Source organism: Hirschia maritima DSM 19733 (assembly GCF_000378345.1).
Lineage (GTDB): Bacteria > Pseudomonadota > Alphaproteobacteria > Caulobacterales > Hyphomonadaceae > Hirschia > Hirschia maritima.
This window is the reverse complement of the sequence record NZ_KB899546.1, coordinates 550,584-573,324: the sequence shown is the minus strand read 5'-3', so window position 1 is coordinate 573,324 and position 22,741 is coordinate 550,584. Positions and strand designations below refer to the sequence as shown.

The window sequence follows — 22,741 nt, the reverse complement described above, 5'->3', positions numbered from 1 at the left end:
TTCCTAACAAGTGTGTCCCAAAGAATGATAAAATCATTTTGGAGAACCGATGTTGGAGATAGAGTGTACACAAAAGAAGCGGCCGTCGATTTTGTATGTGACGGTTTAGAGATTGATGCTGCGCTTTACGCTGTATATGATGAATTGCCCGATAAAGATGAACCAGTTATAGATTGTTTGCATTTAGTACGGGGCTCAAATTCAATTAGCCAGAACGTGATGCAGACTGCGTTGTCTGAATCTTCTATCCTTAGTGAAGACGCCAAAAAGTCAATCGAACGAAGGAATAAAACAACAGGTATATTTAAGAACGTTACTTATGGAATGTCAGTTATATCAGGAAACCATGTATATGTTGACGATAATGAAGAAGTTAAAAATCATTCATTGAGACCAGAGTACTTGATTGTTTTTTCCGGAAACAAAGAAATTTTATCCGTTGATAAAATTGAAATTGCCACGAGCTTTCTCGATTCTGTTATAAAGACTCTCGTAGAAATTGAAGAAGTTAATTCTCATAGAGAACTCGAATTCATATGCCAAGACTTGGAGCGGGAACTTGGTGAAAATCCAGTTCGAACAAGAGATGAATTTGAGAGGAAGTACATTTCACTGTTAGCAGAACACTTCTATATCGGCCTCTCAGCAATGGGAACAACCCCGTCATGTTTGCGCCTTTTCCGACCTTCTTCAAATTCACTACAAAAAATTTTCAGCACAGTTGATACAGACGAACAAGGTTCTGTACCAAATCATATAAATATTTGCGATAAAAATTCTGCAGCGGCAATTGCATTTCGAACAGACGAGACAATTTCTCTTTGGAGTCTGTCAAAGCTGACTCGACGAGAGTCTCTGATCGAAGCTGGCTACATTAAGTCAACACAGGAGTTTCGATATCAGCAGACTGTTGTTGGTAAAATTAAGAACCTTGTCTCTATGGTCGGGTGCTCTACAATTGCCATGCCCATTCGTATAAACGACATAATTGTGGGCACATTGGAAATTTCTTCACCCTCGCGCTCAGATCTTATGTCATATATCGAATCGTGTGAACAATTTGCAATGCAGTGTGGCGAATTTTACAGACGATTGGAACTTGCGAATGACCGTGGTTGGTTGGTTCGTATGCACTTTTTACATGCAGCACGTCACCGTTTGCAGCATATCGTAAGTCGCATATCAGAGAAATCTGAAGAACTTGGTGGAGAGCTTGGTGACTTAATCGCGGATTCAGTCGTTAATGAGCCCGGAGCGAGCAGTCAGAGCGACATTCTTAATTCAACCGAATGTAAAAATTTGTTGGACCAAAAAACAAACGAAGCATTCGTTAAACATCACGGATCTCACGCATCTGCACTCAAAGAGCTTTTTGTAGAACTTCAAGAAGTACAAAAAGTATCAAGACGAAACTTTATATTATTGACGGAAATCGTCGAAGCTTTGGCCGCAAACGTCAGAAAACACGGTTTTCAACCAGCTGGGCTAAAGGTTTTTGCTGGTGCGAGATGTGGCAACGTAAAGACGATTGTACTAACGTATCGTCCTAAAGATACTTATGAACAGAGCGAAAGAGCGAATCAGGTAGGGGTCTCCCCAATGCCAAGCTCGGCTGGTACCGAAAATGGTTATAGTTATGGACTCTTTCTTTTAGCCACACAGATCAGAATGTCAGGAGGTTGGATGATGTCCCACGCTGATGAGCCAGACGCATTTGGGCAAACCGAATTCGGCTTCACGATCATACTAAATGCTTCGATTCGAGAAGATGGGCACTTTGTGACGGAGGCTACCAATGAATAATAAGCTCAGAGTACTGTATGTTGATGATAGTAACAGTGATCTAGAAAGTTACGGTAAAATTTGGAAACAACTCCTGGCTGATCAAGGTTTTGAAGACATTGACCTCAGGACATCTTTGAAATTCGACCTAACGGAAGTCGACGACCAATTGCCACATTTGGTCATTGCAGACAATGTGTTGCTTGATTCTGAAAGCAACGTTGAACTGGATAATGAGGGTGCTCATTTTATTGCTGACTTAAAGAAAAAGTATGATCACATCGTCGCAGTGTTGTTTACTCATGCGACTTTTTCAATAAAGACATTGGGGCAGCTTACTCCAAACCCAGACTTACTCATTCCAAAAAATCACTTTAGATCAATTAACTATCGAAATGAATGGATTGGCCCCAAACTAAAGAATTTGCTTTCAAGACGCCCAATTGGCAACCTAAATTTTGTCACCCCTAAACTGATGACTGAGTATAAGGATATGGCGGATGGGATTTCCTGCATTTTAGAACAGTGTTTGAATGACGTAACGTATTACGAATCAAACGCTGCAGCTCAAATAAAACTATCAAAATTGACTGGTGGAGTATCAGGTGCATCAGTGTTTCTAATGCAAATCGCCGGTATCGAAAGGTTTCAAAACGTTCCGTTAGTCTTTCGCATATCTCAAAACAGGTTCATACGCGAAGAAGTACAGAATTATAAAAGGTTTGTTTCATTACAGGTACCCCATGACCTTCGTGTAGAGCTAGTTGGCTTCGGTGAACACCTCGATTCTGCTGGAGCCCTGTATGCCTTCGCTTTGGCAGATGTTGAACATACAACGACAGCACTAGCCTTGCTAAAAGAAAGCTCAAAAGATAGGCAAGAAAAGCTGGAGGAAATCCTCAAAAAGATATTTGATCGGGCTAACTTGGGTTGGTATAATAACGACTCTAACGGCAGCATGAAACTTGTTGAGTATTTTTCTCAAAAGGAAGAATACGATCAAAAGAAGGATCATCGGAGAATTAGAGGTATCTCAAAAAATCTGATCAAATTTAAGATAGAAGGTTTTGAAATTAACGGTGACTATATATCTAACCAAGATTTTCGATTGCAATTGCCAAGAAATATAATGGACAAGCTAGGTGATTTGGAGATTCCATTGGCGGTCGTGCACGGTGACCTTAACTTAAATAACATTATTGTTTCCAAGGCGGATTTGAGAATTGCTCTTATCGATTTCGAATATTGTGGAGTCGATCACCTATTTAAAGACTCGGTGAGCTTAGAGGTCTCGTCACTTGCTCTTTTGCAGAAATTTAACAATTTTGACGTTGCCTTTGATTTTTTCCGAAAGAAACATTCGGTGTCAAATGTTTGGGAAAAAAATCCAGATCTAATTCAAACTATCAGATACTTAGCTATCTCACAAGAAGACAAGAAACTTGACTGTTCGGAACTCGTCTATTTGCTCTGTCTTTCCTTTCACCTATTTAAAGTCGCTGCACTAGAAAATTTGGAACGAGATCACTTTGTTTCAATGCTTGGTTCGTTATGTGCTGCTCTTGAAACGCTGAATAATTCATTAGAGGCATAGATTTTGTTAACTAAAATCTCGGCAATAGGTCAAGATTCTTAATCCTTTTTGGGACAATAATATTGCTTTGTAGGTGTCCGTTATGTGGACCTGTTTTTTCCATTATTCGTTTAATGATTCACGGCTAGAACCCGCCGCATCACGATGTATTTCAAGCACTCATTCATATCGTTGTTTCAACAAAAACAGGTTGTCATTCGGCAAGTTCATTTTCACATGATGATACTGCCAATATTCCGTTTCCCGCAAAGACGCATCTACAGTCAATCTAGAAGTTTCCGGACATATCTGGATAAGATCTAAATCGAACAATGTGTGCAGCTTCCAAGACTTGGGAGATCTCGCACCCCGTTATCAAGCACCGAGTATTATACAATTTCAATAACGCTGACCGGAATGCTGGCTGCCCTTGTCGCTGGCGTACCAATGAATATCTTAGTGAAATTGAAGTACTCTTGTCTGATAGGGATTCTTGCTCAACCGTTGCAATGTCTCTTTGAGCTTCCTCAGGTCCCTCTAGCACAAAGTAAGGATTTGATAGTCAAATTACCCTTGCAAGCCCCACAACTTCATACAGCACCTTCTCAGGCTTCTTTTGACGCCTTATCAAAACTGCAACAGGTACATTATCTTCCATACATTTCAAAAGAGCCTTGTGAGATGGCAAATGCGTAGGTTCTCGTCCCTGTTGTTCTTCCTGACGATATCTAAGGGACCAATTCCCATTTCCATTCGTAACAAGTTCACCATCGTCATAGGGCCAATCTGGAAGACTCTTTACAGAACGTGCGTACTCCCAAGCTTTGGGAACATGAATAGCTTTTGCAGTTTGCGCTAGAAAGACATCAGTCCCTTCCAATTGCCGAGGAGGCGGAACTAAAGCCCCTTGTCTTCTTGCAAACCATTCATGTGCTCTTCTATGTAAGTCTTCCAAAATAGTCCCCTAACCTTCTTCAGATGCGTTCTACGGGATATTCAGATTTCAAGAAGACACCCAAATGTAATCCATATCCTTGTCTTCAGGATTGTAGAGAGAACGTGTTTCAACAAAACTCAATCCAGTCTCTGTCACATTTTCTGCACGCTCTATGTAGAACAATTTCCACTCAGGTTTGTCACCGGAGACTTGCCATACCCTTAACTCAAGTTGTTGATGCTTATTGATACCTAATAGATAAGGTGTCCAACGTCATCGCCAATGGCGAAAATTTAGATATAGGCGACGAGAAACTTTTCGCTAGTCTTTATTCTCACGAAGAAAAAGAAGAAAAAGAAGAAACAGAGTAAAACAACCAATAGCAACAGTTCCAAGACTTTTCTGCATTTGAAACTGAAGAAATGAAGTCTTTCAATTTGTATATCTAAATTTACTGAAATTTACTGTCACAGAGGGGATATAGAGGGGATTAAAGCATTTTCCGAAAACATTATATCCGCCTAAGTCATTGAAAATAATGGTGCGCGGTACAAGGTTCGAACTTGTGACCCCTACGATGTCAACGTAGTGCTCTACCACTGAGCTAACCGCGCTTCGTCAAATCTATTAGATTTGGAAGAGCGGTTTCTAGGGGTTTTAGGCATTGTTTGTCAATTGCCTCAATCCATATTTCAACGATTCTCTTCTGACAAATGAGATTAATGACTGGACGCAGCAATTAGGTTTGCGCATAACACTCGAGTTTATTGTTGAGTGAGACCGCCAAAGCTATGTCCAGCCAGACCTCTTATGTTGTGGTAGAAGATCTAAGCCACGCTTATTCCGGCTCAAACTCTCCCGCCCTTTCAGGTATCAACATCGCCATCCCTAAAGGCGCTTGCTATGGCTTATTGGGCCCCAATGGAGCGGGAAAGAGCACACTCATCTCACTTTTGACCGGTATGATTAAAATCCAGTCTGGTTCGATTTCAATAGATGCCCAGAATGTCGATATAAATGGCCATACGCTAAAATCTATTTCAGCAATTGCGCCTCAAGACCTTGCTTTTTACCCGCGTTTGACAGTGAAAGAAAATCTAAATTTCTTCGCAGGCAGCTATAATCTAACTAAGCAAACAACCACCGAAAACAAAGATTTTGCGGTTCAAGTTTGCGACTTAGATGCCTTTATGTCCAAGAAAGCCGAAACACTATCCGGTGGCTTAAAACGACGGCTTAACCTCGCAATTGCATTATTGAATAAACCCGAAATTCTTTATCTAGATGAACCAACAGTTGGTATTGATGCACGGTCTCGCCAAACCATCCTGGATGCCATCGCCAAAATGCACTCACTTGGAACAACAATTGTCTACACCTCCCATTATATGGAAGAAGTGGAGACCATTTGTGATCACATAGGCATAATTGATCATGGTCGATTAATTGCGCAAGATTCAAAAGAGAGCTTTCTCCAAAAAGCTAACAAGCAAACACTTCACATTACAATGGCGGAACCTTTACCCAGCTATGCCACTGATGAATTGACAAGTCGGCGTGCCAAGCTTCTCTCTCCTCGAGAGTTCGTGATTGAAGGCTTGAGCCCAAATTTAATGACTGATGTGGTCAAACTGGTTGCAGAACTTGGTGGAGAGATTGAACAATCTCAATATGGAAAGACACGTTTGGAAGACGTTTATCTGGACCTTCTTAAGTTGAATGAGGGAAAGTAATCACATGACACCCCTGTTCGCTGCCATAAACAAAGAACTCATATTGTTAAGCCGAGACAAACACGGACTGGCACTGCTGTTTATTCTGCCTATCGTGTTTATTTTGATCATGTCTCTTGCTCTTCAAGGAAGCTTTGAAAGTCATGGCGGAAAAAACATCCAAGTGACGGTTATTGATGCGGATCAAACTTCTACCTCGACATCTTTGGCCGACCGCCTGAATGCCAATGCAGCATTTAACGTGCAGCATCAAACAACAGCTTCACTGCCTGAAACACCGACCCTACTCCTGAAAAATTCTCAACTCGGTTTCGTCGTAACTATTCCAACCGGTTTTGAAGAAAATCTACTGGAAACCAAAGATGATCAAACTCCCATCGGAATAGCGGTTTCTTCAAAATCGGACCGCCGCACATCCATTATCTTCACCGCATCGGTGAAAGAAGCAATTGGCAGGCTCAAAACTGAAACCATGATTGATAGCATGATGGATGAAGCAGAAGATTTTGGGGTTGAAGAAGTAGACGCCAGCGAATTGGAAGCTCCGGTCACCGTAAGCTATGCTCACTCAGGTGTAGAAGATACTCCCCCCACTTCCGTTCAACAAAATGTACCTGCTTGGTTGGTCTTTTCTATATTTTTTGTGGCCATTCCTTTTTCAAACACGTTCATCAAAGAACGCGATTTGGGAATGCAAAGAAGATTGAGAACAACTCATTTGGGGGCGTTCTCACAATTTGCTAGCAAGCTTATACCCTATTTTATCGTCAATCAGATCCAAGTTGTTTTAATGCTCGCAGTGGGCGTCTTTGTCGTCCCTCTCTTCGGTGGCGAAGCTTTATCACTTCAAGGACACCCTCTCGCTTTAATTTCTTTATCCGCAAGCATTAGTTATGCCGCTTTGGGAATGGCATTGTTGATTGCGGTCGTTTCCAGAACAACTGAACAAGCAACAATGCTGAGTGGATTGGGAAACATCCTACTGGCTGCGATTGGCGGTGTCATGATACCAAAATTTGTCATGCCGGAAACAATGCAAATGTTCGCTGGCCTCTCCCCCATGTCATGGGGATTAGATGGTTTCCTTGAATTGTTTCTCCATGATGGAAATGTTTCAGATATTTCAACCTTCCTCCTAAAATTAGTAGGATTTGGAAGCGCAATGCTGTTATTGTCATTGCTGGTGCAATCGCGCCAACGCACATAATCATGTGTATGACTATGAATGGGGTAGATCATGGCCGAGCTGGATAAAGACACTTTAATGGCTGAACTCAAAGAAATGATTGTTGAGGAATGCGATACTGAAGTGGAAGCTGATGAAATAGCCAACGACATCCGCTTGGTTGGTGAAGGGCTGGAACTAGATTCCCTAGATGCTTTGCAAATTTCTCTTGCGATCAAAGATAAATACGGCGTTCGTATCGAAGGTGGCCCAGACTCGCGTGAAGCTATGGCAAATGTTTCCTCACTCGCTGATTTTATCATTAAGGCAAAACAGGCTAGCTAGTCCGTCATGTCTTTTAATGTATTCCTTTCTGGTGCAAGCCTACATACAAGCTTAGGTTTTGGCTTAGAAGAACACGCCAATGAGTTGCGTTCACCCTCTGCAGATCTTTTGGCTTTGCCAAACAAGATTAAACTTCCAATTCAGCTTGCAGATGAAGATGCCCCGGAAGAAATCCCCTATCATCTGGTTGCTAGAAAACCTCTAAAAGATACAGAAACACGCTATTTTGAAATATTGGAAAAAGTAGTCGAAAACTGCCTTTCTACATCAGGACTATCTGAAGAAGAGCTTTCACATACCGGCCTTTATCTAGGAACATCATCATCAGACGTGTGCTTAATCGAACAGAACTATCTTGATGAACTCAAGAATGATGAAAATGCGCAACCGCTGAACCTTTATTGTAGCATGGATAATCTTGGTGCCCATTTAAGAAAAAAGTTCAATTTGTCTCCTCTGGGTATGTCAGCGAATACAGCTTGTACCGCCAGCGCAAATGCATTGCTTTATGCTGCCGCCGCAATCAAGTCAGGCCGTCTAAAACACGCCATCATTGTTGGTGCTGAAATTCTCAACATAACGACTGCCTATGGTTTTCAAGGCTTGGAATTACTGACCCAAACAAGAATGCGCCCTTTTGATGCGCGACGTGATGGCCTCGTTTTAGGTGAAGCCGCCAGCGCAGTCATTTTAAGCGCACAAAAGCCCTCTTTTGCTTCTATTGAGCTGCTTGGCGGTGCCACTTTGAGTGATGGCTACGGCATGTCTGCCGCCAATCCTGACGGTAGCTCCATTGCTCGCGTCATAAGACAGGCTCTTAAACAGTCCAATGTTAGTGCGGAAGATATCAACGCGATCAAAGCACATGGCACAGCCAGTCTTCTTAATGATGAGGGAGAAAGCGAAGGCTTAAAACAAGTTTTTCAAACCCTCCCCACCATCACAGCATTAAAGCCATATATAGGCCATACTTTCGGCGCGAGCGGACTTACCGAACTTCTTATATTGAATGCTTGCCTAGATGCTGGCTTCATACCCGGAACACCTGGCATTTCCGAGCAAGCATGTAGCAAACTTGGCATCACGTTAAACCAAACAAGCCAAAATATGGAAAACCCAGTTATTCTCTGTAACCAATTTGGCTTTGGTGGCAACAACACATCCTTGGTGGTGCGCTATGGATAGGAAAGCAATCCCAATTATTGCGGCAAGCGGTATTGAATACCCAGCAAATGAAGAACCGGATTTCAAAGCTCAAATCAAACAAGTTTTTGGCAAACAAATTCGACGAATTGGGCCATTTATCCAGATGGCATTAATTGGTGCCGCTGATAGCGTGCGCGCTGCCCCCCTTCCTGAAGCGACTAATGTGTACTTCACATCAGGTTCAGGCGATATGGATGTAACCATCGATGTGCTTCACAGAACAGTGCGGGACAGACAAATCCCAAAACCACTTTCTTTTGTGAATACAGTATCAAATGCAGCATGTTTTTATCTGACAAAGTACTTTTCCATTGGAGGCTCAACTAGTTTTGTTTCAACCCGTGAATTCGCACTCGAGTCTGCCTTTTTCCAGGCCATGACTGATATGTCGGTGCTAGATGTTGAAACCGCCTTGGTTGGAAGTGTCGACATTCTCACCACACCAGATACCACGCACAGAACGCGCGTTGGTTCTGCACCAGCTGAAGAATTAGCCCAAGGCTCACATTGGTTCCGATTAGCTCGAAGTGATACTTCGGCTACTCCAATAGGCTATTTAGTTGATACTTCAATTTTTAAAGATGCGGGTTCACTCATCGATCACTTGAAACCGCTGCTAAGTGCAAACTGCTTTATCACATTCGGTAACCGCGCAGACAGTTCTAATTCCCAAAAAATGATCAATGAATTAGGGGCGCAAGAGTACCAAGCCCAAAAACAACCTGCCGGCCATTACGGCACCAACTGTGGACAAATATTTCGAGATTATCTCCATCGTGAAGATACATCCGCCTCGCAGCTTTTATATGTCCAGCAAAATGAGCAAGGCCACTTGAGCGCAGTTCTTTTAGCTAAAGACTAAACTGCGCTCTTCACACCTTTAAGCATATCCCAGACCTCTTGCTCTTTTGATGCACACACATCAAGCAATCCATAAAGAGCATCTGCATTCATTTCTTTGCGGCCGCGGCACATCTTGGTGGCATTCAATGCAAAACGGCGCCATTCATCACCCGCATCTGTCATGGCATCACCCGCTTCAGCTAATTGATTTGAACCGAGCATCTCTGCGCTTTCTTTTAGAAATGCTGCATAGATAAATCGAAAGCCAGCCCCTCCAGTTCCAATCTCTTCCTGCATCCGCACAATGTGGCCAAGGTATTGTTTGAGATAATCAGACTTGGAAGGATTCTTCGCCAATTTCTGAATCTGACGCCCCATATAACGAATGCCTTTAGTCCCTACCATTGGCACAAATGGCGCTTTCATCAGCTTACGATTACGTTCAATCGCTGCAGGAATAGCTGTTTTATAATCAATATTGTTTGGAGCCTCTAAGAGCTGATACATACGCCCTTTAGGAGCCATTACTCCTTTTACAAAGCGTGCTTTTTTCAAAGAAGCAGCATCTGTTCGCTTCAACTCCGGAAAGACTGGATCTGAAACCACATATTCATCGCCCTCTTTATGAGAGACGACCAAATTATGCGCATTGAAGTGAAATCGCATGTCTTCCGGGACATAAGGAAGCCAATAAATGCTTGTCTGAAGACCAACAGGCTTTCCCTCATCCAATGCTCGGTCAAGTGCCGCCATCCCTTCATCGGGATTGGAGAAAGTTTGTGACTCCCATTTGGCATTCATAGCCTTGGCAGAACCTTTCATAATGCTTCCCGGCAACATGCGATAAGCAATCAAAGGCATCCCAGCCATTTTCACCATTGGTAGATAGGCAAATATCAAACTTGAGGATAATCCAAAAGCCATCGGCTCACTCATCTGGACACCAGAAGCCGTTACCAGATTGGACACCACACCGCTTTCACAGTGCGCCGATTGACGGTGCTCAAATTGTGTCATGAATTTAGCTTTCTGAACTTTCAGATGATTGTTCGGGCAAACTTTTCAGCGTTTGCAGATCAATTCCCATAGCCTCGCAATAAGGCTCTAATTTTTTGTCTGGCAAAGCATTGAATATATTTGGTTTCAAATGACGTTTCACCCGCCACGCACCATAACCTGTAGAAGATGTCAAAGTTGCCATATCCATGCGCTTATCAAACATATGAAACTCTAGAGGAGATGTTTCACCTGCAATGCCGCGCTTTAGTGCAGCATCACGTTGAGCCTCCAACGCCTCAACCGCCGCCACCGTTGCATAGGTCTCAACTTCCCATCCTGACGATGAAACTCCCGTATATTTACCGTCATCATCAACGGCGTACATGAGCTTGCTTTCGCCACCATAAGTGCGGGACTTATCCTGAGGGACATCATCCTTCTTCATAATGGCTCCTTTTCAATGCAAATTATACGACAGTGAACAACATAAATGCGGTGCTGAAACGTCCACTTTCTGGAACCCAGCACAATATTTTTTCACCAGATTTCAGTTTGCCTGATTTCAGCAATTCATCAAGCATGATGTAAATCGATGCTGACCCTGTATTTCCCTTTGTGGATAGGTTTGTGAACCATTTTTCCATAGGAATTTCAAAGCCACCTGCTTTAAGTGCATTAAACAAACGCTCACGGAAATAACCCGAAGAATAATGCGGGACAAACCAATCGACATCATCAGGCACAATGCCATGTTTTTCTGCGACTACAGGAGCAGGCTTTTGGGCGGCATACATCATGATGTTGTCATTAAGCAGCTTCACATCCTGCTTCACTGACATAACAGAATCCGCGTCACGTTCCTTTGATGTCATGCTAGTCCAACCACGAGTGGAACCGTCTTCATTCTTTACAGCACCCGCATACATGCAGGTTTCCATCTCGCCAGCATATGAATAGATATCGATCCATTCCACTTTCAGGTTCGTTGCACCATCACGTGGTTCACTTTCCAGCATCAATGCGCCAGCACCATCTGATAGCATCCAACGAATGAAATCTTTTTCAAACGCGATCTCTGGATTTTCTTCTAACGCATCAACTTTGGCATCTAGCTCGGCTTCAAAATTATGAGCAGCAAGAATAGCAGATGCATTTTCAGAACCGGTTGCAACAGATGCTTCTGCTTCCCCAGACGCCACAGCCATATAGGCATATTTCATTGACGTTACACCCGCCAAACACACACCTGATGTTGCAGAAACCTCAATAGGTGGGAGCCCCAACTCCCCCTGCACCATAACGCCATGGTTTGGAAACACTTGATCAGGCATTGATGTTCCACAGGCGAGTACATCAACCTGATCTAATTTCGTACCTTCATCCAGACCACGAACAGCCTCAGCCGCCAGCTGCGCATTCGAATGCGTTGGCTTACCTGTTTCACGATCAATCGCGTAGTGACGTGACACAATCTTGTTTGATCTTAGGATCATGCGGCGCGCCCGCGAAGGACGTCCACCAGCTTGGCCTAGAACAGATTCCATCTCATCATTGGAGATTGCATCACCCGGCAAATAAGCTGAGCTGCGAGTCACATATACTGGTCTCGTCACTTTACTCTGTCCCTTTTTCGAGCTGATCATCTAGCTCGGTATTCAATAATTCTCGTCCTTCACCCGACGGACGGGCGAAATAAGCAATCTGATTTGCCACCTTTTTCTTAGTGAAAGGTGTGAGCAATTTTTTAATAACCGCCAATATCGGCATAACTGTCAAAACTATAATCGCAAGGAAAGTGAAATAGACAATAAGGATACCTTTGCGGGCAAGTGCATCAGGATTACCAAATTTTCGCATCAATCCCCCCCAAAGGCGGAAATTTCGTTTAGCAACTTTCTCAGAAGCAATAAGTCCAGGCGAAATTTTAACGGCTCCAAGCCCTGCCATCATAGGCGAATTGTCCTCTGGGGCACGATCGGGCAATTGCTTGACAATCGCTTCTCCAAACCTTGAAGCGTCAGAGATTTGCTCTTCCGTCAAACCAGCCTTGGGAACGCGTCCATTGAAGTATGGTCCCTTATTTCCAGTCAACATCCAAATCGGGGTTGAATAAAACGTATAGGCCGCATGTGCTTCATCCACGAGCGCGACATTATCAATCAGACGCCCACCTAAATCATCTAGGCGTTCTTTGATCGCTTCTTGCCCCATCAGCCACATATTGCGACACCCGATCAACGTTATAACGGGCTTATCTTTAATAATACGAGCTGCCATTTTTGACTTTAAAAATGATACGATTGGCGGACAAGGAGACAAAAACCAAGTCTGGTATGACAAAATTACAAGATCAAACTCTGCATCATCCGCAATACCATCGGGTTCTATTGCAGGAGCATCTTCATATACGCACTCCGGCATCGTATCGAAGAATTTGAAAAACGACCAAGGAAATGGGAATTCTCTGTGCGTTTCCAAATCAATGCGCGTGAGTTCGATGTTATCAGCTTCAACTAATGGAGCCAAAGTGGAATCCATCAACCGGCTCAACTGGCCAGTTTGGGAAAACCCAACTGCTAATACTCTAAGCATCCCCTTTAGTCCCTCAATCTTCAATATCGCTTGCGTCGCGATATCTCACTCAATCTATCAACACTAAGGCTGGTACAAGTCAGTTCTACTCGTACAAATAGCCATTCGCTAACAATCTGTCAGATTAAATCCTGCTAATAGGTGTCATGTAGCAGTTTAAATTGAATTCCCAACCCCTACGTCCAAGAATTTCAATAGATTGCCACAAAAACAACTTCCACAATCACAAACTCAATTGGCAGATTGCTTTACCACCACATCCAAACGGCCTTTAAGATAGATCTCTTCCTGCCTATACACACTCACATTCCAACAATCAGCGGAAACGTCTTCAACCTCTATCGTAAATTCAGTCTCGATAGGAACAGGAGCGATGAATTTCACCTTCGATAAACCAACACAAACATACTCAACTTGATCTCGATTAATGTTCGACACTATTTCATCCAACAATAATGCCCCTGGTACCATTGGGTTTTCGGGGAAGTGCCCCTCTAAACATGGATGACTTGATGAAATAGTGTGATATCTACGCATTGATTTTCTCAACTCAGACATTTTGACCATGACAGCTATATCAGAATTACTTCCCCACCAAGGTAAAATGGTCTTAATCGATACAATCGTTTCTTGTGATGAGAATTTCATAGTTTGCAAAACACGCTCTCATCAATCACAGAGCAATCCATTACGCAATAAAACTGGCCTACCCATATCGGCGTGCTTAGAATACGGCGCACAGGCCTTAGCTTTACACGGTATTATGAATCGAAGCGGAGATACACGCCCAAAACAGGCAAGCATCATCGCTATCAAAAAAGCAAATTGGTCCCGCCAATGGCTACACAATATCGATCGCGAATTGATCATCAGTGCCAAATTGGAAACGAAGCTCGATACAGTCGCGAAATACTCATTCAGCATTAAGACTGAAAACTCAGAAAGCCCAATCTATCAAGCCGAAGTATCTGTTTCACTTAGCTAGCTTCAATTGCTTCCAAAAGCTTCTTCAGATCATTTGCATCTTCGAGAAATAACGTATCTCTCGCATCATAATTACGTTGACGCGCTTTAAGATATTCATCCCAATTTGCTGTCTCAAGAAACTCGACCAACGCATCTGCACTTGCTTCTGGCAACACATGTCCAAGTTTATGTTCACCAACATAATTTGCGCTCTCCTGCCCTTCAATCGTCAACGGAACAACGCCAAGTGCTCCCCCTTGATACACACGATTTGGAAGTAATAATGGAGAGTTACCTTCTGGATCAAAATAGTCTGGGCACCAATTGAAATGAGCAGGACCATAAATCTCTTCAAGATCATCGGGGGTGCGATATTCACCGCCAAAATCTACATTCTCGATTCCAGCAAAAGTCTTTTCAAACAATTCAGGATATATCGTCTGCTTACCGCGCAAATAGAATCTAACTTTCGATCCCATACGTTTTGCAGTTTCCGCTAAAATACCCATCGACTTTGGGCACCGCAAAGTGCCATGCCAACACACCACCCAAGGGCTTTGGGTGGTAAATGTATTTGCACGGTGACGGTCCATTTTGTCGCTTGTCGGCATTTCCCCCATTTGCTCAGAAAGGAGTTTATTTTCCCAAACAAAATGCTTGCCTTTGAAATTTTGAAATTTCTCAAAGTATCCCCGCACAAAGCCCGGCGATGTCACAACCAACAAAGAGATCTGACTTAAAATGATTTTCTCTAGAAAGCGAAAAACTTTCCCTTTTGCCCCGGAGCCAAAGAAAAATTCCTGAACATCCGGCACATCATAAACCAGTTTTGCTTTACTTCCTGTCAAAACCTTCGCAAGCATTCCAATGAACATCATGTCGAAATTACGTGCCATAATGAATTTTGCGGCGCGTAAATCCTTTTTATGATCAACAAGAATTTTGAGACCTTTAAGCAATGCTGGGACACGCTTTAAGTAGTTATTGTCCGCTGTAACTCCGAGCTCAACATTCTCCCACTCGGGTTGATAATCGGCATTGTTTTTTTCGCGACGAAAAAAGAACCCCTTCAATTGTACACCAGCACTTTCGAGCGCCATAGTCCGCTTTCGAGCATCCACATGCGTACAATCATGACCAAGAAAGACACCTTTTCCAAATGGATATTCAGTCATGCTTTGGCTTTCATTGCGTGAAGCTTCGTTTTGCTTGATGGTTTCTTTGGTCATCTAGATCTCTGAATGCGAAGAAAAGAGGAATTTATTATCCCGCCAAATGCAATCGGTACGCCATTCAGCTGAATAAACTTCAAAAAAGCGTAGTCAATTTGAGTGTATTTCTTCTTCAACTGGCAAAATATCACCAAAAAAGCCAATCATCTGCTCAATTCATAAGTTTTACACTATGAAATCATCGACATATCAGTATCGCCCGTTAAATTGTGTTCAAACTATTAGGTTTTAGAACAAATAACGTTCACGCGGGGAGCATTTCGTGGAAAAAATTGTTGAAATTATTGAGCTTGTGAGAGGGCTCATTTGGGGACAAGTTGGGTTAACGCCTTTTGGTATAGGTTTTCTAGCTGTATTCTTACTAGGAACAGGTATCTACATGATGATCCGCTTAGGTGGACGTCCTTTGAAACGCTTTGTGCCAGCCTTGAAAGAAGTATGGGATGGACGCAAAGGTGAAGACGGAACCGACGGTGCGATCACTCCTTGGCAAGCTCTTTCAACTGCTCTTTCAGGGCAAGTTGGAACAGGAAATCTCGCCGGTGTTGCTACTGCCCTATCCATAGGAGGACCGGGTGCAATTTTTTGGATGTGGATTACTGCCATCTTGGGCATGGCTCTGGCATTCTCAGAATCCAGTCTAGCGATCAAATACAGAGAAACAGATGAATATGACCGCATAAATGGTGGTCCAATGTACTACATTAAGAATGGTTTGAGCAAAAATTGGGGTTGGCTCGCTGTACTGTTTTGTCTTGGTACATTGGCATCTGCTCTAGCAACCGGCTCAATGATCCAAGCAAATTCTATTACTGAAGCTGCTCAGGAAGTCGCAGCGTCTAGCTTTGGGTTCCAACTTGAAGGATGGATTGTTGGAATAATCCTTGGTGCGTTGGTATTCGCTGTAATCATCGGCGGTATTAAATCCATCGGTTCCGTTGCAGGTAAAGTTGTTCCAGTTATGGCTGGGCTTTACGTCCTTATCGCCTTCATCGTTTTGATGATGAATATCACCAAAGTGCCTGGAGCTTTTGCCGAAATATTCGCCTACGCATTCGGTCTACAGCAAGCTGTTGGTGGGGCTGCAGGATATGGTGTAATGCGCGCAATTAGTTATGGTATATCCAGAGGGCTATTTTCAAACGAAGCTGGACAAGGTTCAGCACCAATAGCTCACGCTGCGGCTCAAACCAAAAACCCAGTACAGCAAGGTGAGATTGCCATGATCGGTGTATTCATCGATACGATGGTGATCTGTACTATGACGGCACTGGTTATCCTCACGGTACAAGGTGATTTCCGTAAAAACTCAGCTACCGTTGCTGCAGATGCTTGTTTAACTCAAGGACATATTTCCCTGCCAACTCACTCAAACCCTGATCTTGCTTATTCAAGAGACAACCTCTTCCCTAAAGCTAATCAGGTTGGCCGTAATTCAATGCTTGCACACAATGGTGCCAAAGCGAGAGAGTTACTCTTAGAATGTCAGGCAAAAGCACCTGAGCTCGTTTCAAACGAAGCCTTGATTGCTTCTTACCCTGCAGTCTTCTCCACAATTTCAGGTGAAGATTACGACATTCTAGTTGCTGCGAAAGCTGATGATGCCACTGACCCAACACTACTGAAGGCGACAATTGACCGTCTGGCAGACATAGACGCACAGGTAGATGAAACATTGACCGCAGTATCTCATGCTTGGAAATCAGATGCTTCATCGTCAGCGATTACAACGCGTGTGTATGGCGAAGCATTACCGGTCATAGGTGTGTGGATTGTTCCGGTCGCACTTTTCTTCTTTGCGTTCACTACAATTATCGGTTGGTCCTACTATGGCGAGCAAGCGATCACATACCTGATTGGTGAGTGGGCTACACACCCATTCCGGTTTGCTTGGGTGGGTGTTGTATTTGCTGGTTGTTTGGTCACTAACACTGACGCTTTGTGGCGTCTGGGTGATATCGCGAACGCATCGATGGCTTTCCCAAACCTAATTGCAATTCTTGCTCTTTCAGGTGTGGTGATCGCCATGCACAAAAAGAATGGTGATGTTGATACTGATGAGATCAACAAAGACTAATCGGTTTTAAAACTGATTTAGATCAAAAAAAGCCGTGCTGGTTATAATCAGCACGGCTTTTCTTTTATTCTCAGTTTGAAGAATTTGGATTACTTCTTAGCATCCCAATCCAAACGGTTGCGCACAGAATACTGTTGAGGGCGCTCAAAAGTTGTCTGCGTCGTTAATGGAGCTACCTCTTGCGGGGCTACCTCCTGCTGATGAGCAACTCCATTTCCTGCAATTTCAGATGCATAAGCTTCAAAATCATTCGCCATGCTTGCTGCACGATCTACTGTCTCAGTCTCATGCAACACTTCTCGTACTGGAGATTGATAAGCATTGTGGCGAACCGCGACACCCTCTTCCATCATCACTTCATTGCTTGAGTAAGCTGATGACGTGGAGTGCGTGGAAACTTCTGAACGGTATGAATGACCTTCAGCATAATTCGACGTGGACGTGTGCGAACTGTAACGATCAACTGATGGAGAAGAAGCCAATCCCAACATGCGCAATGTTTCCATTGTCACAAAACCTTGGTGAGGCAATCCATTTGATTCTTGGAATTTACGAACAGCCAATTCGGTTTGTGGACCAATAATGCCATCGATCGGACCATTATAATATCCTCGGTCTCTCAGAGCTGATTGCAAATCAGTGATAGAAGATGTTTGTGCATTCGTGTCACACAATACTTCCACCCATTCAAAACGCTCAGGTGTACGCAGAACAGTACGTTCCACCACTTTTGTTTGTGCTGGTGTGACAGAAGATGTTGTGTGCGCAGAATTCAAAATTTCCTGCGTGGCAACTGTTTTATATTCGGCCTCTGTCGGTGTTTCAGTGACACCACCCCGATCAACCAACACTTGCTTTTGAACTGTCACATATTGAGCTTCAACTGGCACACGTTCAATGCGTTCTGGCTCGACCAACACGCGGCGAGAAACTGTTTTCGTTTTTGCTGGAACGTCAACAAGACAATAGACCTGTCCTGTTTGTTCATCCACGCGGCGGTGAGAAGAATGCGTGGCCCCTGCTTTCCAAACCTTGCGCGCTTCTTCAATAATGATTGTTTCAGTGACAGTTTCAAATCGAGCTGGAATAACTTCCAAGCGTTCATGAGCAGGCTTTACCAATACTTGCTCTGTAACTGTTTCATAAACAGGCTGGCGCACTTGATAGCGCACCCCTTCATCCTTCACCTGAACATCTCTAGAGGATGGACCAAATTGCGTTTCATTGATCGCCAAGCGTTCAAATGCCTCTTTAACGACAACCGTCTCTGGCACAGTGTCGTAGACCGCCGGTAGTGTTATGCGTGCAAAACATTGCCCTGCCTGTGCATCCGGCAAAGCACCCGCTGGGTTAAAAGCATTTGGACCACCAGCGTGCGCTGTGCCTGCAAAACCAACAACAATCGCTGCTGCTGCTAATAAATTCTTCTTCATTCTAAACCCCAATCAAGTTACCGAATAAGCCACCATTTTCGCCCAAATCGCGAATTTCTCCTAATTGCAGCAAATTCGATGCCACCAGAATATTTGTATCCTAGTCGCTAATTCTCTAATTTTGGTGAATTAAACACTTATCTTATTGGGATATGGATAACGCATTAGGAATAAGTTTTTTCGTAAAATTAGTATCTCAACAATAGTTTAGTCGATTACACTAATAAGATATTTGCAGTCTGACCTTTGTCAGGTTATGTCCTAACAACAGAAAAGATAAACGGGATATCGGGAGTATTATATGAGCACGCCAAACCTAGAGCCACGCCAGGATTGGACAAAGGAAGAGATTGCAGCAATCTATGAATTGCCGCTGCCTGACCTTTTCTTACAAGCTCAACAGGTTCGCAAAGCAAATTGGCCGAAGGGCCGCATGCAGAAATCTCAACTCCTATCAATTAAAACAGGTGGATGTGCAGAAAACTGCGGTTACTGTTCTCAATCATCACACTTTGATACAGGCATTCCTGCATCTAAGCTTATGGATGTAGATGCAGTTGTTGCCGAAGCCCGCAAAGCGAAAGAAAATGGTGCAGACCGTTTCTGTATGGGAGCAGCTTGGCGTTCTCTTAAAGATCGCGACCTTCCAAAAGTTTGCTCTATGATTGAGGCGGTAAAAGACGAAGGCATGGAAACATGTGTGACTCTTGGTATGCTTAAAGAAGGTCAAGCAGAAGCATTGGCTGATGCAGGGTTAGATTATTACAACCACAACCTTGATACATCTCGCGAATATTACGAAAGTGTCGTCACAACACGTACATATGAAGATCGTATCGAAACACTAGGCAAAGCGCGCAATGCTGGTCTAAACCTTTGTGTCGGTGGTATTCTTGGCATGGGTGAAGGACGTGAAGACCGTGTCGGCCTTCTGCATGAGTTAGCTCAACTGACACCCCACCCAGAAAGTGTTCCAATCAACATGCTTGTACCCGTTGAGGGAACTCCACTTGGCGAAGCTACAAAATCAAAACCGCTTGAAATTGTTGAACTCGTTAGAGCAATTGCCACAGCGCGTATCATATTCCCTCGCAGTTGGGTTCGCCTATCAGCGGGACGTGAAGCTATGACTTCTGAAGGGCAAATGCTCTGTATACTTGCGGGTGCAAACTCTATCTTCGTGGGCAACAAGCTTCTGACAGCAGACAACCCAGAAATGAGTGAAGATGATATGCTCCTCGCTGCCATGGGTGTGGAGCAAGGCACTATTGCTGATAAACCGCCTTCTGCGTGTTCAGTTCAACCGCCTGTTACTGCTCCGGCTGCTGAATAAGAATTTGAGAACATCAAAATAGAAAAAGCCCTGCCAGAAACGGTAGGGCTTTTTTATATTCTAAAAAATCAATTGAAGATCAGTCTTTGTTAAATACAATCACAGAGGCCAGCACGACTTTTGATGCCCCCTTCCCTAATTGTTTATCGACAGACCTTTGCATTCTAGCACGCAAAATATCGAGATCCGGCACTGCGCCTTCCCGATAAGGGCCATTCGCATATCCTGTTACTGCCATTCGCAAATTATCCATTATACGTGGACGAATTACTTCCACATGCTTTCGGATTTTAGATTTTTCGATATGCAAGCCCGCATCTACCGCCATAAAGCCGGCGACCGAAAAACCAGAAGTGACTGATGCTCTGATACCAAAAAATGGCACATAATCTTGAGAACCAGATATCTTTTTGGCAGATGAGTCAATCTGTCCAGCTGATGGCTTTTTCGCCGGAGGCGCAGCGTGTGCCATTGAGCCAGCCAACGCCAGCACAATCAAAGCAGCAAATGAAGCAAGTCGTGTAGATAAATGTCTCATGCATCACAAACTACCCCAACAGACTTAAGCACTCCTTACTTAACCGAGACTAAAATATGACAATGTTAGATCAAAACAGGTCATCTTCTCTTGTAATCGTCCCCAATAGGCCTTTAGTGAAGTATTAAATGAATTTGGAATGATTTGTGCTTTACTCGTTGCAAATCATTTTCCCGAGGAGAAGCAAAACATGCAAGCAGTGCTCAATGTCGTTCTAATGGCACTACAACTATTGGTCTGGGTATTAATTGCTCAAGCTATTCTTTCATGGCTCATCGCATTTGGGGTAGTGAACACAAACAATCAGTTCGTTGCTACAGTTTACCGTATTACGCACAGCATCTCTGATCCACTTACGAAACCCATACGTCGTTTCGTGCCCCCTCTAGGTGGTCTTGATCTATCTTTTATTGTGCTAATTTTCGGAATCTATTTCGTTCAACAAATCATCATTATCTACTTATACCCAATGGTCATTAGAATGGGTATATAGCCTCTTCGTGACCATGTTTTGGAAAACGCACGATGATGATCTGTATCTCGTCGTGCGTGTTACTCCGAAAGCTTCCAAAGATGCGGTCGAGAAACCTGAACAGGATTCCACTGGCCGATTTCATTTAAAAGTCAGGGTGCGAGCTATTCCGGACAAAGGAAAAGCCAATAAAGCTGTAGAAACCCTACTCTCGCGACACTTTGACATTCCTAAATCCAAACTAGCTGTGGTCAAAGGCGCTACAGATCGGTTAAAGACCATACGTATTAGCGATGGTGCAAGTTTTACCAATCGACTTCAAGACATTTATGGAGGCTCAAATGGCAACTAGAATTGATGGAAAAGCTATTGCGGCTGATGTACGAGCAAACGTAGCCAAAGCAGTTGCAGAGCTACCCTCCCAACCAACTTTAGCGGTTATTCTAGTTGGTGAAGATCCTGCTAGTCAGGTCTATGTAAACTCGAAAGTTAAACAAACCGAAGAAGCTGGCATGCGGTCCCTACACCGCCTACTTCCAGCTGATGCCACGCAAGAGCAAGTTGAAAACGAGATAGCAGCACTGAACAATGATCCAGAAGTTGATGGTATCTTGCTACAGCTACCACTTCCTAAAGGTTTGGATTCTGATGCTGCAATTGAAAAAATCAGTCCTGACAAAGATGTTGATGGCCTGACAGAAGCATCTGCAGGTCGCCTTGTTCTAGGTAAGCCTGGTCTGCGTCCATGCACGCCAAGTGGATGTGTAATTCTCGCTAAGCGAGCTCTTGGAAATGACCTCTCAGGCAAAAATGTAGTTATCATTGGCCGCTCAATTCTAGTTGGTAAACCAGCCGCCCTGCTCTTCCTTGCCGAAAACTGCACAGTTACAATCGCTCACTCTCGCACAAAAGACCTAGCAGCGGTTTGTCGCGAGGCAGACATTCTGGTTCCTGCTGTTGGTCGTCCACAAATGATTACAGGCGATTTTGTCCGCCCCGGCGCGACTGTCATTGATGTTGGTATCAACCGCATTGATGCGCCAGAACGTGGTGAAGGAAAAACCCGCCTCGTAGGTGATGCTGAATTTGAAAGTTGTGAAGCAAAAGCCGAACACATCACACCAGTGCCCGGTGGTGTCGGCCCAATGACAATTGCATGCCTGCTACAAAACACAGTATTAGCTGCCTGTGCGCGTCGTGGGTGGAACACACCTGCCGTGCTAACAGCATAGCATTGGCAAACACCACACATAGGCACCCCTTACCTTCTGCATGGTTCCAAGAATTATGGGCGTCTCAGAGCGGCAAATGTGCATTGTGTGGTGAAGCAATGCCTAGAACGAGGTTTAAGACGCCTCATAGTAATGTATGGAAAAAGTTACGGCCAACGTTTGACCATATCTGGCCGATATCAAAGAATGGAAAAGACGAGCTAAGCAATCTTCAGCTTGTCCATGCAGATTGCAATAAGCGCAAAGGCAACTCGACCTGACCGCTCTACGAGACCGAACAACC

At 43.8% G+C, this 22,741-nt stretch carries 23 protein-coding genes and 1 tRNA gene; 14 read left to right on the top strand and 10 right to left on the bottom strand.

All coding sequences use genetic code 11. The features are described 5' to 3' along the window. Positions 1-24 precede the first annotated feature (24 nt). On the top strand, positions 25-1,803 hold the full coding sequence (locus F551_RS0111135; protein ID WP_169334134.1) for a hypothetical protein: 1,779 nt from the start codon (positions 25-27) through the stop codon (positions 1,801-1,803). Beyond that, a complete protein-coding gene (locus F551_RS0111130; RefSeq protein WP_018997591.1) occupies positions 1,796-3,376 on the top strand; it encodes an aminoglycoside phosphotransferase family protein in 1,581 nt (526 codons plus the stop codon). Before F551_RS0111135 ends, F551_RS0111130 begins: the two co-directional genes overlap by 8 nt. Positions 3,377-3,917: 541 nt before the next feature. On the opposite strand, the gene F551_RS0111125 is transcribed toward F551_RS0111130, so the two are convergent. Together F551_RS0111125 and F551_RS0111110 are read right to left on the bottom strand one after the other, a co-directional pair. Continuing rightward, positions 3,918-4,310, bottom strand: coding sequence for a hypothetical protein (locus F551_RS0111125; protein WP_018997590.1), 393 nt, complete (start codon positions 4,308-4,310; stop codon positions 3,918-3,920). Between the two features lie 521 nt (positions 4,311-4,831). Then, positions 4,832-4,906 (bottom strand) — tRNA-Val (locus F551_RS0111110). A gap of 177 nt (positions 4,907-5,083) precedes the next feature. Here F551_RS0111110 and F551_RS0111105 point away from each other — a divergent pair. Genes F551_RS0111105 through F551_RS0111085 form a run of 5 tightly spaced genes read left to right on the top strand, consistent with a single transcriptional unit; the run spans position 5,084 to position 9,603 of the window. Next, entirely contained in the window at positions 5,084-6,025 is a 942-nt protein-coding gene (locus tag F551_RS0111105) for an ABC transporter ATP-binding protein (RefSeq protein ID WP_018997588.1), read from the top strand. A gap of 4 nt (positions 6,026-6,029) precedes the next feature. Continuing rightward, positions 6,030-7,232, top strand: a complete 1,203-nt coding sequence (locus tag F551_RS0111100; protein ID WP_018997587.1) for an ABC transporter permease — start codon at positions 6,030-6,032, stop codon at positions 7,230-7,232. A 30-nt stretch (positions 7,233-7,262) separates the two neighbouring features. Then, complete coding sequence (locus tag F551_RS0111095) at positions 7,263-7,535, top strand: phosphopantetheine-binding protein (RefSeq protein WP_018997586.1); 273 nt, start codon at positions 7,263-7,265, stop codon at positions 7,533-7,535. A 6-nt stretch (positions 7,536-7,541) separates the two neighbouring features. After that, a complete protein-coding gene (locus F551_RS0111090) occupies positions 7,542-8,720 on the top strand; it encodes a beta-ketoacyl synthase N-terminal-like domain-containing protein (RefSeq protein ID WP_018997585.1) in 1,179 nt (392 codons plus the stop codon). Beyond that, positions 8,713-9,603, top strand: coding sequence for a hypothetical protein (locus tag F551_RS0111085; RefSeq protein ID WP_018997584.1), 891 nt, complete (start codon positions 8,713-8,715; stop codon positions 9,601-9,603). The genes F551_RS0111090 and F551_RS0111085 overlap by 8 nt, the downstream gene beginning before the upstream one ends. Here the strand turns inward: F551_RS0111085 and F551_RS0111080 are convergent. The 5 genes from F551_RS0111080 to F551_RS17180 form a co-directional block, all read right to left on the bottom strand. Beyond that, a complete protein-coding gene (locus F551_RS0111080; RefSeq protein WP_018997583.1) occupies positions 9,600-10,601 on the bottom strand; it encodes a BtrH N-terminal domain-containing protein in 1,002 nt (333 codons plus the stop codon). The two genes, F551_RS0111085 and F551_RS0111080, sit on opposite strands and share 4 nt — an antisense overlap. A 4-nt stretch (positions 10,602-10,605) precedes the next feature. After that, the gene (locus F551_RS0111075) at positions 10,606-11,028 is read right to left on the bottom strand and encodes a hypothetical protein (RefSeq protein WP_018997582.1); all 423 of its coding nucleotides are present in this window, start codon (positions 11,026-11,028) and stop codon (positions 10,606-10,608) included. 22 nt (positions 11,029-11,050) lie between these two features. After that, entirely contained in the window at positions 11,051-12,196 is a 1,146-nt protein-coding gene (locus tag F551_RS0111070) for a beta-ketoacyl-ACP synthase III (protein ID WP_026296795.1), read from the bottom strand. A 1-nt stretch (position 12,197) separates the two neighbouring features. Next, positions 12,198-13,175, bottom strand: coding sequence for a hypothetical protein (locus F551_RS0111065; RefSeq protein WP_018997580.1), 978 nt, complete (start codon positions 13,173-13,175; stop codon positions 12,198-12,200). A gap of 231 nt (positions 13,176-13,406) precedes the next feature. After that, positions 13,407-13,712, bottom strand: coding sequence for a hypothetical protein (locus F551_RS17180; RefSeq protein WP_155825921.1), 306 nt, complete (start codon positions 13,710-13,712; stop codon positions 13,407-13,409). A gap of 28 nt (positions 13,713-13,740) precedes the next feature. Between F551_RS17180 and F551_RS16635 the strand changes: the two genes are divergently transcribed. Further along, the gene (locus F551_RS16635) at positions 13,741-14,160 is read left to right on the top strand and encodes a hypothetical protein (RefSeq protein ID WP_051089156.1); all 420 of its coding nucleotides are present in this window, start codon (positions 13,741-13,743) and stop codon (positions 14,158-14,160) included. Here F551_RS16635 and F551_RS0111050 read toward each other — a convergent pair. Continuing rightward, positions 14,153-15,370 carry a glycosyltransferase family protein gene (locus F551_RS0111050; protein ID WP_018997577.1) on the bottom strand — a complete coding sequence of 406 codons (1,218 nt, stop codon included), beginning with the start codon at positions 15,368-15,370 and terminating at the stop codon, positions 14,153-14,155. The two genes, F551_RS16635 and F551_RS0111050, sit on opposite strands and share 8 nt — an antisense overlap. A 265-nt stretch (positions 15,371-15,635) precedes the next feature. On the opposite strand from F551_RS0111050, the gene F551_RS0111045 reads away from it, so the two are divergent. Next, positions 15,636-17,450, top strand: a complete 1,815-nt coding sequence (locus F551_RS0111045) for an alanine/glycine:cation symporter family protein (protein ID WP_018997576.1) — start codon at positions 15,636-15,638, stop codon at positions 17,448-17,450. An 89-nt stretch (positions 17,451-17,539) separates the two neighbouring features. On the opposite strand, the gene F551_RS0111040 is transcribed toward F551_RS0111045, so the two are convergent. Next, positions 17,540-18,883, bottom strand: a complete 1,344-nt coding sequence (locus F551_RS0111040) for a peptidoglycan-binding domain-containing protein (RefSeq protein ID WP_018997575.1) — start codon at positions 18,881-18,883, stop codon at positions 17,540-17,542. A gap of 301 nt (positions 18,884-19,184) precedes the next feature. Between F551_RS0111040 and bioB the strand changes: the two genes are divergently transcribed. Beyond that, positions 19,185-20,216: a biotin synthase BioB gene (gene bioB / locus F551_RS0111035; RefSeq protein ID WP_018997574.1), complete on the top strand. Its 1,032-nt coding sequence runs from the start codon at positions 19,185-19,187 to the stop codon at positions 20,214-20,216. A gap of 79 nt (positions 20,217-20,295) precedes the next feature. Here bioB and F551_RS0111030 read toward each other — a convergent pair whose 3' ends face one another. Then, positions 20,296-20,754, bottom strand: a complete 459-nt coding sequence (locus tag F551_RS0111030) for a hypothetical protein (RefSeq protein ID WP_018997573.1) — start codon at positions 20,752-20,754, stop codon at positions 20,296-20,298. Between the two features lie 190 nt (positions 20,755-20,944). Between F551_RS0111030 and F551_RS0111025 the strand changes: the two genes are divergently transcribed. Genes F551_RS0111025 through F551_RS17595 form a run of 4 tightly spaced genes read left to right on the top strand, consistent with a single transcriptional unit; the run spans position 20,945 to position 22,718 of the window. Continuing rightward, the gene (locus F551_RS0111025) at positions 20,945-21,247 is read left to right on the top strand and encodes a YggT family protein (protein ID WP_026296794.1); all 303 of its coding nucleotides are present in this window, start codon (positions 20,945-20,947) and stop codon (positions 21,245-21,247) included. 13 nt (positions 21,248-21,260) lie between these two features. After that, complete coding sequence (locus F551_RS0111020) at positions 21,261-21,578, top strand: DUF167 family protein (RefSeq protein WP_018997571.1); 318 nt, start codon at positions 21,261-21,263, stop codon at positions 21,576-21,578. Beyond that, positions 21,568-22,458, top strand: coding sequence for a bifunctional methylenetetrahydrofolate dehydrogenase/methenyltetrahydrofolate cyclohydrolase FolD (gene folD, locus F551_RS0111015; RefSeq protein ID WP_026296793.1), 891 nt, complete (start codon positions 21,568-21,570; stop codon positions 22,456-22,458). Before F551_RS0111020 ends, folD begins: the two co-directional genes overlap by 11 nt. Then, positions 22,383-22,718, top strand: a complete 336-nt coding sequence (locus F551_RS17595; RefSeq protein ID WP_324603031.1) for an HNH endonuclease — start codon at positions 22,383-22,385, stop codon at positions 22,716-22,718. The genes folD and F551_RS17595 overlap by 76 nt, the downstream gene beginning before the upstream one ends. Positions 22,719-22,741: the final 23 nt, after the last annotated feature.

Excerpts from the sequence above, each read along its gene's own strand:
- F551_RS0111135 (WP_169334134.1), top strand. The coding sequence starts at position 25 with ATGATAAAATCATTTTGGAGAACCGATGTTGGAGATAGAGTGTACACA.
- F551_RS0111130 (WP_018997591.1), top strand. The coding sequence starts at position 1,796 with ATGAATAATAAGCTCAGAGTACTGTATGTTGATGATAGTAACAGTGAT.
- F551_RS0111105 (WP_018997588.1), top strand. The coding sequence starts at position 5,084 with ATGTCCAGCCAGACCTCTTATGTTGTGGTAGAAGATCTAAGCCACGCT.
- F551_RS0111100 (WP_018997587.1), top strand. The coding sequence starts at position 6,030 with ATGACACCCCTGTTCGCTGCCATAAACAAAGAACTCATATTGTTAAGC.
- F551_RS0111095 (WP_018997586.1), top strand. The coding sequence starts at position 7,263 with ATGGCCGAGCTGGATAAAGACACTTTAATGGCTGAACTCAAAGAAATG.
- F551_RS0111090 (WP_018997585.1), top strand. The coding sequence starts at position 7,542 with ATGTCTTTTAATGTATTCCTTTCTGGTGCAAGCCTACATACAAGCTTA.
- F551_RS0111085 (WP_018997584.1), top strand. The coding sequence starts at position 8,713 with ATGGATAGGAAAGCAATCCCAATTATTGCGGCAAGCGGTATTGAATAC.
- F551_RS0111080 (WP_018997583.1), bottom strand. The coding sequence starts at position 10,601 with ATGACACAATTTGAGCACCGTCAATCGGCGCACTGTGAAAGCGGTGTG.
- F551_RS0111075 (WP_018997582.1), bottom strand. The coding sequence starts at position 11,028 with ATGAAGAAGGATGATGTCCCTCAGGATAAGTCCCGCACTTATGGTGGC.
- F551_RS0111065 (WP_018997580.1), bottom strand. The coding sequence starts at position 13,175 with ATGCTTAGAGTATTAGCAGTTGGGTTTTCCCAAACTGGCCAGTTGAGC.
- F551_RS17180 (WP_155825921.1), bottom strand. The coding sequence starts at position 13,712 with ATGCGTAGATATCACACTATTTCATCAAGTCATCCATGTTTAGAGGGG.
- F551_RS16635 (WP_051089156.1), top strand. The coding sequence starts at position 13,741 with ATGACAGCTATATCAGAATTACTTCCCCACCAAGGTAAAATGGTCTTA.
- F551_RS0111050 (WP_018997577.1), bottom strand. The coding sequence starts at position 15,370 with ATGACCAAAGAAACCATCAAGCAAAACGAAGCTTCACGCAATGAAAGC.
- F551_RS0111040 (WP_018997575.1), bottom strand. The coding sequence starts at position 18,883 with ATGAAGAAGAATTTATTAGCAGCAGCAGCGATTGTTGTTGGTTTTGCA.
- bioB (WP_018997574.1), top strand. The coding sequence starts at position 19,185 with ATGAGCACGCCAAACCTAGAGCCACGCCAGGATTGGACAAAGGAAGAG.
- F551_RS0111030 (WP_018997573.1), bottom strand. The coding sequence starts at position 20,754 with ATGAGACATTTATCTACACGACTTGCTTCATTTGCTGCTTTGATTGTG.
- F551_RS0111025 (WP_026296794.1), top strand. The coding sequence starts at position 20,945 with ATGCAAGCAGTGCTCAATGTCGTTCTAATGGCACTACAACTATTGGTC.
- F551_RS0111020 (WP_018997571.1), top strand. The coding sequence starts at position 21,261 with ATGTTTTGGAAAACGCACGATGATGATCTGTATCTCGTCGTGCGTGTT.
- folD (WP_026296793.1), top strand. The coding sequence starts at position 21,568 with ATGGCAACTAGAATTGATGGAAAAGCTATTGCGGCTGATGTACGAGCA.
- F551_RS17595 (WP_324603031.1), top strand. The coding sequence starts at position 22,383 with ATGCCTGCTACAAAACACAGTATTAGCTGCCTGTGCGCGTCGTGGGTG.